This window comes from Tenacibaculum xiamenense (genome assembly GCF_964513065.1).
Classification (GTDB): domain Bacteria; phylum Bacteroidota; class Bacteroidia; order Flavobacteriales; family Flavobacteriaceae; genus Polaribacter; species Polaribacter xiamenense.
In genome coordinates this window covers 469,867-482,311 of record NZ_CAZEQU010000033.1, presented here as the reverse complement: position 1 = coordinate 482,311, position 12,445 = coordinate 469,867, and the positions used below count along the sequence as shown (strand labels likewise).

Annotated in this window: 10 protein-coding genes; 7 read left to right on the top strand and 3 right to left on the bottom strand. The window is 31.0% G+C overall.

Going from position 1 to position 12,445, the window contains the following annotated elements; genetic code table 11:
• Positions 1-20 precede the first annotated feature (20 nt).
• From ACKTTV_RS13130 to ACKTTV_RS13105, 6 genes are read left to right on the top strand one after another with little or no spacing between them, the layout of a single operon-like run.
• The gene (locus tag ACKTTV_RS13130) at positions 21-2,453 is read left to right on the top strand and encodes a GNAT family N-acetyltransferase (protein ID WP_408031302.1); all 2,433 of its coding nucleotides are present in this window, start codon (positions 21-23) and stop codon (positions 2,451-2,453) included.
• Complete coding sequence (locus ACKTTV_RS13125) at positions 2,450-3,040, top strand: GNAT family N-acetyltransferase (RefSeq protein WP_408031301.1); 591 nt, start codon at positions 2,450-2,452, stop codon at positions 3,038-3,040. Before ACKTTV_RS13130 ends, ACKTTV_RS13125 begins: the two co-directional genes overlap by 4 nt.
• Positions 3,033-4,850 carry an IucA/IucC family protein gene (locus ACKTTV_RS13120; RefSeq protein ID WP_408031300.1) on the top strand — a complete coding sequence of 606 codons (1,818 nt, stop codon included), beginning with the start codon at positions 3,033-3,035 and terminating at the stop codon, positions 4,848-4,850. Before ACKTTV_RS13125 ends, ACKTTV_RS13120 begins: the two co-directional genes overlap by 8 nt.
• Positions 4,850-5,419, top strand: a complete 570-nt coding sequence (locus ACKTTV_RS13115) for a nitroreductase family protein (protein ID WP_408031299.1) — start codon at positions 4,850-4,852, stop codon at positions 5,417-5,419. The genes ACKTTV_RS13120 and ACKTTV_RS13115 overlap by 1 nt, the downstream gene beginning before the upstream one ends.
• Positions 5,420-5,424: 5 nt before the next feature.
• Entirely contained in the window at positions 5,425-6,537 is a 1,113-nt protein-coding gene (locus ACKTTV_RS13110; RefSeq protein WP_408031298.1) for a heparan-alpha-glucosaminide N-acetyltransferase domain-containing protein, read from the top strand.
• 43 nt (positions 6,538-6,580) lie between these two features.
• On the top strand, positions 6,581-7,411 hold the full coding sequence (locus ACKTTV_RS13105; protein ID WP_408031297.1) for a crotonase/enoyl-CoA hydratase family protein: 831 nt from the start codon (positions 6,581-6,583) through the stop codon (positions 7,409-7,411).
• Positions 7,412-7,524: 113 nt separating this feature from the next.
• Here ACKTTV_RS13105 and ACKTTV_RS13100 read toward each other — a convergent pair whose 3' ends face one another.
• Entirely contained in the window at positions 7,525-8,481 is a 957-nt protein-coding gene (locus ACKTTV_RS13100; RefSeq protein ID WP_408031296.1) for a helix-turn-helix transcriptional regulator, read from the bottom strand.
• Positions 8,482-8,919: 438 nt separating this feature from the next.
• Complete coding sequence (locus ACKTTV_RS13095; RefSeq protein ID WP_408031295.1) at positions 8,920-9,576, bottom strand: hypothetical protein; 657 nt, start codon at positions 9,574-9,576, stop codon at positions 8,920-8,922.
• 541 nt (positions 9,577-10,117) lie between these two features.
• On the opposite strand from ACKTTV_RS13095, the gene ACKTTV_RS13090 reads away from it, so the two are divergent.
• The gene (locus ACKTTV_RS13090; protein WP_408031294.1) at positions 10,118-10,732 is read left to right on the top strand and encodes a hypothetical protein; all 615 of its coding nucleotides are present in this window, start codon (positions 10,118-10,120) and stop codon (positions 10,730-10,732) included.
• 44 nt (positions 10,733-10,776) lie between these two features.
• On the opposite strand, the gene ACKTTV_RS13085 is transcribed toward ACKTTV_RS13090, so the two are convergent.
• Entirely contained in the window at positions 10,777-12,204 is a 1,428-nt protein-coding gene (locus ACKTTV_RS13085; RefSeq protein WP_408031293.1) for a S41 family peptidase, read from the bottom strand.
• Positions 12,205-12,445: the final 241 nt, after the last annotated feature.

The window sequence follows — 12,445 nt, the reverse complement described above, 5'->3', positions numbered from 1 at the left end:
CGTGAGTAAAATTGTCATAAATGTCAGTAAATAATAAAATAGTATATAAACATAACTACAAAGATTTTGGAGAAATAAGCATTCGAACTTTTGATTTAAATGAGGATTCGAAAACACTCCATAATTGGGTAAATCAAGAGTATGCTGTTTTTTGGGGAATGCATAATACATCATTAGAAGATGTAAAAAGTGAATATAGGAAGTTAATAGAACCCGTAGATTATGATGTTTTTGTAGGGATTTATAACAATGAAGAAGTTTTTTTTCTTGAACGCTATAATCCACAGAATGACTTGATTAATAAGCATTATGAAGCCCAAACTTCCGATGCAGGAGTCCATATAATTGTGGCACCGCCGAAAAACACTAAAATTCCTCATTTTACATGGTATATGTTTCAGTCAATAATGGATTTTGTTTTTACAAATGAAAGTATCGACAGAATTGTAGTTGAACCAGATATTCGAAATAAGAAGATGTTCGCCTTATGCGAAAGAATCGGCTTTTATTTAGATAAAATCATAGAATTACCTCATAAAACGGCTCAATTAGCTTTTCTCGACAGAAAGAGATACCAAAATCAAATTAAGAAAATTACCCCTTCAAAACGTAGTAATATGAATACATTAGATAATGTGGTTTCTCCACAACAATCTGTTCAACATATAAAGCCAGAAGTATGGCTACAGTCAAACAAGCTATTGGTTAAGAAAGCAATATGTGAATTTACACATGAAAGAATATTTGCGCCTAAAAAGGTAAAATCTATTGGTGAAGGATGGAGTTTATTTACTTTATCTGCTGATAATTCCAATATTGTTTATGAATTTGAAGCTAAGGAATTGGCTTTAGAACAACTTATGATTAAAGAATCGACTTTAATCAAAAGGAAAGATAATGATCTTGTTGATTTAGATGCGATATTGTTTATTAAAGAGTTTGAACAAACTCTTGGAATAGATAAGCAGAAACTACCTGTTTATCTTGAAGAAATTATCAGCACCCTATATGGAAGTGCTTTTAAAATTACGAAGGGAAACCCAACGGCAAAGGAGTTAGCTCAAGCCGACTTTCAAACTATAGAACAATCTATGACGGAAGGACACCCTGGATTTGTTGCTAACAATGGACGTATTGGTTTTGATAGTAGTGATTATCGCTCATATGCACCTGAAGCAGGAAACTCGTTCTCATTATTATGGTTGGCAGGGCATAAATCAAAAGCCGTTTATTCAGCAATAGAGAGTTTGCCTTATGATAAACTTATTCATCAAGAATTGGATGCTAACACGATAAATCAGTTTAACCAAACATTGTCTTCAAAAGGATTAAATCCAGAAGACTATTTGTTTATTCCGATTCATCCATGGCAGTGGTTTAATAAACTGGCAATGGTCTTTGCTCCGGAAATAGCAAAAGCAGATTTAGTTTGTTTGGGATATGGTCCAGATCAATATTTAGCACAGCAATCAATTAGAACTTTGTTCAATACAACAAATCCACAAAAGTTTTATACGAAATCGGCCTTGTCTATATTAAATATGGGCTTTATGAGAGGATTACCTTTGTATTACCTAGGAACCGCTCCGAAAATGGCTATATGGCTTGAGAATTTGCTTTATGAAGATAAATTTATTCAAGAAGTAGGATTTAAAATGTTGAGCGAAATAGGATCAGTAAGCTATGTAAATCCTTATTTCGAGGAATTTGGTCCTCATAATGATTATAATAAAATGCTCGCTTCTTTATGGAGAGAAAGTCCATATTCTAAAATAAAAGAGGGACAAAAGCCAATTACTATGGCAGCATTACTTCATGTTGATCATCATGGAAACGCCTTATTACCAGAATATATTAAAAGCTCAGGATTAAGTATTGAATATTGGATAAGTAGCTATTTAAAAGCCTATTTGAGTCCATTAATTCACTGTTTCTATAAATACGACTTGGTGTTTATGCCTCATGGTGAAAATATTATCCTTGTCTTAGAAAACAACAAACCCGTAAGCTCATTACTTAAAGATATTACTGAAGAAGCCGTGATTTTAAGTCCAGAGGTGGAATTACCAGAAGACTTAAAAAGAATGTATGCACCTGTGCCAGAAGATGTAAAGTTATTATCAATATTTACTGATGTTTTCGATGGTTTCTTTAGGTATCTGACACCAATATTGGAAGAGCATGCGAACTTCCCAGAGAGCAAGTTTTGGGAGCTAGTAGCATTGAATATTAGAGAATATCAACAGCAACATCCCGAACTGATTGATAAGTTTAACAAATATGATTTATTCGCCGATACCTTTAAGCTATCGTGTTTAAATCGCTTACAATTAAATAATCATAAACAAATGATTGATTTAGATGACCCAGTGGCATTACTACAATTTGCAGGTGAAATAGCAAATCCTATCGCAGTTTATAGTGTTGAAACCGAACCAGAAGAAGTAGTATGATGTCGTTGATAGAACAAAAGATTTTTAGTAAAGAAATAGAGGGAATTGGGTGTATTGTATTACGACCAATTAACCTGAAGGAAGATATCAATACTTTGTACGATTGGGTGAAACAACCATATGCTAAGTATTGGGGGATGCTAGATTTTTCAAAAGATCAAGTTTTTGATTCTTATGATGAAATAGAAAACAATCCTCATCACCATACTTATATAGGAACACTCAATGATCGTCCTATTTTTTTAATGGAACGTTACAAGGCTTCTGAAGATATGATTGCAAAATATTACGATGCCGAATTAAATGACTATGGAATGCACATTTTGGTAGCACCAGCTCAAAAGAGAATTCCTCAATTTACTTGGAGTGTTTTTTCAACCATTATGGACTACTTTTTTAGTCTTCCATATGTGGCAAGAGTTGTTGTAGAACCTGATGCGAACAACGAAAAAATCCATAAGTTGAATAAAAAGGCTGGGTTTGTTTATCAAAAGGAAATAGAGTTACCTCATAAAGTTGCTTCATTAGCCATTTGTACAAAAGAGAACTACGAAGAAGCCTTAAATAAGTTACAAAATCATGAATAACCAAGAAATAACCTTTATTAACCCTGAAACTTGGGAGATAGTGAATAAACACTTAGTTAAAAAAGCAATTAGTGAGTTTGCACATGAGCTTATTTTAACACCAAATTTGAAGTCTGATGAATTAGAAAAGTCATGGAATGTTTATGAACTAATTAATGACAATAAAGAGGTTACCTATAAATTCAAGGCAAAAAAGTTTCATTTAGATCATTGGCATGTTGATGTGGATAGCATAATAAAGCTAAGAAACGGAAAAAAAGAAACAATTGATGCACTTATGTTCATCACTGAGTTTAGAAAAACACTTGAAATACCTGATGAGTTCTTAGCAACCTATTTAGAAGAAATCACAAGTACTTTAATTAGTGCAGCATATAAATATGAAAACGAACAGTTATCATCTGCTGATCTTGCTAATTCGGGATTTCAAGAGATTGAGCACGCGATGTCCGAAGGTCATCCTTGTTTCGTAGCCAATAACGGAAGAATTGGTTTTAATATTAACGACTATCATAAATATGCTCCTGAAACCAATAATCCATTTAAAATACTTTGGATAGCAGCTCATAAAGAGTTTGCAACATATACAGCAATAGAAGAGTTTGGTTACAATGAGATATTAATAAATGAATTAGGTATAGCCAAGATAAATCAGTTTAACGAAGTTCTTGAAAAAGTAGAGTTATCAAAGTCTGATTATATTTTTATGCCAGTACATCCTTGGCAATGGACGAATAAATTAGTACATGTTTTTGCTTCGGATATAGCAAATAAACGTATTGTATTGCTAGGAGAGAGTAACGATGATTATTCTGCACAACAATCCATAAGAACCTTATTTAATTTGACCAATCCAAAGAAGTTGTACACCAAAACCTCCTTATCCATTTTAAATATGGGATTTGTTAGAGGTTTATCACCTTATTATATGCAAAGTACTCCTTACATTACAAAGTGGATTAATGAACTTTTAGAGCGTGATTCTTATTTGAAAGAGGTTGGTTTCGAAATGTTGGGAGAGGTAGCAACTGTAGGATACCACAATCATTATTATGAAGTACTTGGAAAGACAAATCCGCATAATAAAATGTTATCTGCATTATGGCGAGAAAGCCCATTTTCTAAAATAAAGAAAACACAAAAGGTGGCTACAATGGCTTCATTACTTCATATTGATAGGAATGGAAAGTCTTTATTAGCTGAGTTTATTAAGAGTTCAGGTATCAAAGCTGATTTGTGGATTGAAAAATATCTAAAGGCATATTTTCAGCCTTTAATCCATTGCTTTTATAAGTACGAGCTGGTGTTTATGCCGCATGGAGAAAACATAATCTTGGTTTTAGAAAACAATCAGCCCGTTTCTATTTTGATGAAAGACATTACGGAGGAAGTAATTGTTTTTAATGAAGAAATGTATTTGCCAGAGCATGCAGATAGACTTTTTACTAAGACTACAGACAAAATGAAGATACTATCAATTTTCACAGATGTTTTTGATTGTATTTTCAGATTCTTGGGACAAATACTAGAAACGCATTGTGGTTATTCCGAAGATAAGTTCTGGGAACTTGTAGCAAAAAGTATTAACGAGTATCAACAAAGTCACCCAGAGTATACTGATAAATATGAAAGGTATAATTTATTTGTACCTGAATTTGATCGCTGTTGCTTAAATAAGCTTCAGTTATCAAATACAAAGCAAATGCTCAACTTGGCAGATCCTATCGAAAGCTTAAAGTTAAACGGAGTTCTTGAAAACCCTGTAGCTAAGTATGTAAAAGAATTTGTAGAACTTAAACCTGCGGACTAATGGAAATAGAAAGTTTAAGTGAAATTATTAAGAAACGAAGAACATATTACGCTTCCGACTTTTCAAACGAACCACTTCCTCGTGAAGCTGTAGAAACCATTGTAGAAAATGGACTTTGGGCTCCAACTCATAAGCTAACGCAACCATGGCGATTTGCTGTTTTAGAAGGAGTTCATAAACAGGAAATGGGAGTATTTATGGCTAATTTTTATAGAGAACTATTTACTATTGAAGAGTTTTCAAACGAGCGATTTGAAGAAACCAAACGGTATGCAAATAATGCTACGATGATTGCGATATTGTGTAAGCCAAGTTCTCGATTACCAGAATGGGAAGAAGTAGCGGCTGTTTCGTGCGCTGTTCAAAACATGTGGCTCAGTTGTACTGTAATGAATATTGGCGGGTATTGGGATACTGGAGCGGCTACTATAAAATATGTAGAAAATTGCATGGAAATTAAAGAAGGAGAAAAGTGTTTGGGTGTCTTTTTTATGGGGAACTTAAAACAAGATTTAATGGAAGTAAATCGAAAACGAAAACCTTTGTCTAAAAAACTAAGTTGGATATAATAAAAATGGGGAGTTTATCAAAAAAGAGAATTGAAGCCATTGATTTGGCTAGAGGAATTGGAGTGTTTTTTATTCCAATGGCTCATACATTATTAATTTACGGATCAACATATACGCAAGAAGAAAGCTGGTTAGGACTAGTAGTGCACTTTTTTGGAAAGTGGGCAGGTGTTTTCCTTATTGCTATGGGGTTTTCATACACATTATCGAGAAACAACTCAGTAATGAGTTCAATTAAAAGAGGAATAATGTTGATATTAGTTGGGTATTTAATGAATTTCCTAAAGTTTATTGTTCCCATCGTATTGGGTCTTGTACCAGAAAGTTTTATCAATGCTTATGGTTGGGAAATGCCAATAGGATTAGATAAAATGATATACCTCGTATTAACAGGCGATATATTACAACTCGCGGGGGCTTGTCTTCTTTTTATGGGGATAATACATAAATACGCTCAAAAACATAAGTTCTTGGTGTTATACATTGCAGTAGTAGTGTTAATCTTAACGGAGTTCATAAGAGGAACTAGAGCGGGAATTCCTGTGCTCGATTACATTCTAGATCTACTATGGGGTAAAGATTGGAATATTTATTTTGCAGTATTCCCTTGGTTTGTATTCATTTTAGTTGGAATGTTTTTTGGCTATTATTTTAAAGAAAATGAAAAGAACGTTCAAAAAACGTTCAAACTAATGCTTCTTGCAGGTGCAGCAACTTTTATTATAGGAGGCGCTTTGTGCTTACAGAACTATGAGTTTCATATGCGAGACTACTTTCATACTGGAATAGGGGGAGTTGTCTATTTAATTGGGTGTAACTTATTATTCTTTTGGCTATCTCTTTTTATTTTAAAGAAGTTTAAGTCAAATAAAATTACAGATCTATTCTTTTATTGTAGTAGAAAAATAACATCCATTTATGTAATTCAGTGGGTGCTGATTTGTTGGTCAATGGGCTTGGTAGGATACCATGATAAAGATGTAAAAACCAGTTTAATATTAATGGTTTTATTTACTATCGCAACATTTGTTGTTCAAAAGATAATTGATGTGATTACAGAGAAAAAATCTTTTAACTCCGGAAAAAGATCAGGTAAAGTTACTGTTAAAGTGTCCTAACAATAGTTTATAAAAAAACAAACCAAACCTTAAAGAAGTATTAATGTTAAATCAATATAAACACGTAGAAGTAAACTATCTTCCAGAAATGGAAACGGCAGTTTGGAAAATTAAAACAGAGGGAATACCTAACTTTACATTGGACGGTTTAAGAGAGTTTACTCGTTTTGCAGAAGACTTGAAAATAATGTTCACAGATAATTCCTATCCATTGAAATACTTAGTCTCTTGCTCTGCACATGAAGAAGTATATAACCTTGGGGGTGATCTAACATTTTTTCTGAATTGTATTAAAAACAAAGATGAAGAAGGTTTAAGAGAATATGCCTATTTATCAATTGATGCGATATATAATATTTATACATCGTTTGATCTTTCAGCGGTGTCAATAGCTCTAGTTGAAGGAAATGCTTATGGAGGAGGCTTCGAATGCGCAATGGCTCATGACTTAATTTTGAGTAATTCTAAGGCAAAATTTTGTCTTCCAGAGAAGAAATTCAATCTATTCCCAGGAATGGGAGCTTATAGTCTTTTATGTAGAAAGTTAAATTTTAAAACAGCTACAGAAATATTATATGGAGGAAATGTTTATAGCTCAAAAGAAATGTTTGACTTTGGGTTAATTGATCGGATAGAAGACGAGAAAGTTGGTATTGATGCTGTTAAAAATTACATTGAAAAAATAGATAGGGATTATAATTTTAATCATAGCCATTTTCAATGTTTAAAAAAGGTTTTTCCTTTACAAAAAAAAGAGTTGCTTGAAATAACGAATATTTGGGTAGATGCTTGCTTAAAAATGAATATATCTGACCTACGAAGAATGGAGCTTATTGTTAATGCTCAAAATAGAAAATTAAAACAAACATTGTAACATTGAATTTAGTTGAGAAGTTTTTGCCATAAAACAGACTAAATGAAAATATCCGCCCAGGAGGGCGGATATTTGTTTCAAAATGTAAATAAAAACAGGGGATTATTGATTATTTATATTTTAAAGGATAAGCTTCTGAATTGTTTTGGTGTTTGCTTACTGTGTTTTTTAAAAGCAGCCGAAAAATGAGTAGGGTTTTTATAGCCTACCATATCAGAGATCTCATAAATAGGTTTGTTTGTATGAGATAGTAATTCTTTCGCTTTATCCATTCGAACTTGTAAGGAGTATTCGGAAATTGTAGTATTAAATACCCTTTTATATTCTTTTTTTAGCACCGTATCATTTAATAAAACCTTTTTAGCCAATTCTTTTACTGAAAAGGGTTCATTTAAATTAGATAGGATAATTTTCTTTACATCATAAAGTTTTTTAATCAAGCTTTGAGGCGATCTGCCAATCGCGTTTTTTTGCTTTAAGGTTGAAACTAATTCTAAAGTTTTACCTTCAAGAAATAGTCTTTTTAAAATACCCGAACGAGTATCTGATAAAATTTCAGATGCTATTTCATCCGTTTTTGAAGAAAATGATGTAGCAAAAAAGTTACATTCTTTTTCACGTAAATGGAATTGTTGTATATGGGTAATTAAATCAATTAGCTGATGCTTCTTTATAAATTCATAATACATTCTTATTTTAATTTCCTTAATTAAGGTATCTCTGAAATAAGTTGTATTTATGGATTTACCATCAGAAGAAAACAGGAAGCATTCTTGTTCTTGTTGAACAATTTCCATATTCATGTTTTCACATTCCATTGTTTTTTCACCACTTAATAATAGTGATAATTCCAATGTATTTGTACTTGATTGTTCATTGAAAACAAAATCATCATGAAATGTGGTATTCAAGTACTCAATGTATAAACCATCAAAGCTATAGGTAATTGCTGAACCGTTGCCATATAGTGGATTAACACTATATTTTCGGGATAAAATTCCGCAATTGGAAGAGTGATATTGCTCCTGCAATATCCCATTGAAGAGTAAGTTTATCTTTTTGTTTGCCATAACTACTATAATATAATGACAAATTTAATATTTAATGAGTCTAAATAAAAGTAAAAGAAATGAATTTTATTCAAATAATTATTATTGAATATCCAATGTAAATCATAATGGGAATATCGGAGTCATTCCGAATCTTGGTTATAATCTCATCATGGTAATAAATAAATATTTATGATGAGAACCTTAAATTAGTTCAATTTATAGTTACATATTACTATATCACTTCATTAATAAGCACTGCCAATCTATATAGAAAAGATAGGGGATATGTTATGTTAAATGTTAATCTTAAACAGATAGAAAGATAGAAACCCTAATTATATCTATAACATTATTTGAATTTAGGAATCTATTACAATTCTTGGGCTCGGTATTTAGCAAATAATTTTAAATCGGGTTGAAATTAGCAATTAATTATACATGTTGTCGGCTACAGTTTTATTCTGGGTAAAATAGCTTTTCATTCCATTCAGTAAAGGGTAATTTTTTAAGCTTGATTAGTGTGCGTCCCTTAAATTTTTTATCATAATTATTTCTATATGTCTTGTATGGATCTATTAATGTATAAAACATTATTTCGGCAGAGGAGGAGTTTAAAATTTCACTTCCAAGTTGAACTATATAATAAGGCACATCCGTTAGCATGTAGTTTACATAAAATTGATCTTTTTGAATAGGATTACAGTTTTGAATTCCGCTCTTCTTTAAGCAATCAGGTCCAACTTGAAATTTTATTTTAAAGAAATTTATGTTTGAATCAATTTTGATGGTGTCTGATATACAACACCCTAATTTTACATAGCCTTTAGAACCATTTATTAGATTTTTTGGTATGAAAAATTTCCCTTTTGAGTTACAGTAATGTATTGTTTTTACTCCATTTTTATCTTCCATAGTAAAAAACAATGTAGGCAATGGTTTGTTGGAATAATCTATAACCTGCCCTTCAATTCGGTTTGGAATTGTATCTAAGGTGAAATTAGGGGACGATTCAATAAAATATGGGTTTAACATTAATAGTTTACTATCATCTATATTTTGGCTAAATAGAAGAAAAGAATGAAGAAGTAATATAACTAATATGAGTTGTTTCATATAATTGTTGTCAACGTTATGCGTATGGATTAGTTGCAATTTTCTCTCAAATGTACTTAAAATTCTTGATCTTTAACTTTAGATAGTATTTTCTCAACTATTTAGAATTGAGAAGTTAATTATACATGTTTTAGCTTTAGTTTTTATTCTAAGTCATATAACTTTCATTCTATTTAGGAAAACAATAGTTTTTTAAATCTAATGAATATCAACTTCTTAAGTTCTTCTTACTATCGAATTATTGAAAACCGGTGGGCAATGAAAAAATGATAAAATAGAAGGTACTATAGATAGAAAATATTAACTTAATGGATTCAAAAACTGAGAGTTAATTTTTATAAGTCATTTTATTAGGTATTTGATTATGTTTTAATTTGATGATTGTTATTTTCAAGAATGTTTTTAGGAGTTTTAATAATTCTAGATTTGTTCCAAGAGTATAAAGTTTTTGATTGTTAATGTTTTACCTATAGCGTTTGAAGTGTTATTATTTATTATAACATTGAAACTAATTTAGGAATTTCTTTGAAAAATATTAGAAATGAAAAAAATACTTTTACCGTTTTTATTCTTTGTTTTGTTTTCTTGTTCGGAAAACGGTGTTGAGAAAGGCTCAGAGCCACTGGAGTATGGACCGCAAGATTTTGTAACAGATGCGAGTGGAGTGCAATATCCTTTTCTGGATCCACCATCATATCAATACTGTGGCCCAGGTTGGGGGAGAAAGTTTTGTCGATTTTTACGTAAATATGATGGGACAACTTGGGCCGATGCTGAAAATTATTATAGCGATTTTTCAGATATAAGGTTTTCAAACTTTAATGGCGATGAATATTTTATATCTTTCTTTAATATTGATGTTGTGACTTCATATTGTAAAGGGTGGAAAAAAGGTGAAAACACGTACGATGGAATAAAATGGAATATAAAAATAAAAAAAGATGAAGCGGATGTTTTGTGGTTTGATTATGAATATTATGGGACTAGTGAAGAAATTGAATATACTATAACTTATAAATATGAAGTAATTGATGGTTTACTTCATTTTTCAAATTCTGAAGGCCAAACATTTATTTTCAACCCCTCTGAAAAAAATTATACGGAAGGTTCTCTTAATACAGGTGAAATAGTTTATTTAGAAGGCTGTATTTTTTAATATGTAATAAGTAATCTTCTTTAGGATGTTAGGAATTTGGAGCATTATTTTTTGATTTGCTTTAATGCATAAATCAATTGCCTATCTCTTAATTCTATTAAATCTTGAGTTGTTAATTTAATCTCAATATCAGGCATTACTCCAGTTCCTTTTTTTACTGTTTTGTCTTTGATATGTTTCTTTGCTTTTACGAATGACATCATCATTTTAATTTTTGAATTCGGTAAGGTATAAACCACTGGATATCCTCCAGTTTGTGAATAATAGCCACCACCAGTTTCTTCACCAATTAAAGTAATTCCTTGATTTTTACAATTTAAGGCAAAGGTTGAGCCTGCTGAAAAAGTATTACCACCAATTAGAACATAAACTTGTCCCTCAAATCTTTTTTTCCTTGGAACCATAGATCCTTTATTTTCTGGGCTATAAATAACCCATTCACTTTCTGTTTTAGAACCATTACGGAAATACTTCTCAAAAAATGATTTATAAGTATACCCATTAATTATTTCTTGACTATGCTCCTTATGTGGCAGCTTAGAAGTAATAACATGTTGTGATTTGGGTTGAATAAATGCTTTTTTAGCAATGTATGAGAACGTATAATTTGAATTTTCTGGATATCCACCATCATTTTGTCTAATATCAATAACAAGCTGTTTTATTCTTTTTCGTTTTATTTTTTTGAATATTTCTTTTAGTTCTGATTGAAATTTTCCTTGATTCAAACCAAAAGTATTTAAAGTTAACACAGCTGCATTCAATGAATCAATGTAACGAACGAAAGGTTCTTTTTTGCTTAAAGCGTTCTTTGCAAAATGAGAATTCCTTTTACTGAATCGCTTACCAATACTTTCAAAAGATTGGCTTTTGATTGTTTTAGTAATGACTTGATTATTTGGTGTTTTGTATTCTACTTTATAGGTAGGTTTTGTCCCAAATTCATAAAAATGTAGAATTCCAAATTCCCTTTCAATCTGTCTATCTTTTTTAGTTGTATTAAAACCATCAGAAGGGACATATTTTAAGAATCGTTCTCTCAATTCTGTTCCTTTAATTTCATCAATTGAAATTATTTCAGAACCTACAGGAATGTTAAAATCATCAGTATCGGTATATAGCTTTTTATTGATTATTTTTAACCATATAGGAAAAAGATTAGGTATAGAATCAAGCTGCGGTCTCATAATAATCAAATGTCCATCTCTGACATAATCAGTTAATTCTATAACTTTTTTGTAAAAGTCATTATTACTTCTAACAGTCTTTATTTTTTCCTTTTCAAAATTAACAAATAGACTGTCCCATTCAGTTTTAGAGGTGTAATCGTATAGACTTGGATGCCCTTTTACAAGTACATTTTTTAAAATTGTATAATCTTCCAAAACCTGCTCTTGCGTCAATTGAATTTGACTGAGAACTGTATATGGTAAAAGTAGAGCTAAAAATAATGGATGATATTTTGTCCTCATTGTAATGTGTTGTAATATTTTTATATGCGTTTAGTTGCCGCGGTTTAGCTTTAAATTAAACAAATAATTACTAAATGAAAAACCCGCAAGAGTCTTTTAAAATAGGCTTTAAGTAAGCAATTGGTAAACTATTATTTTTGGTTTATAAACTACTTCTACAAGTAAAAAATGTCTATTTGTTCGAGCCTTAAATCCCTATTATACTTATACGTTGTTATTTCATGTTATTTTTCATCGAGTG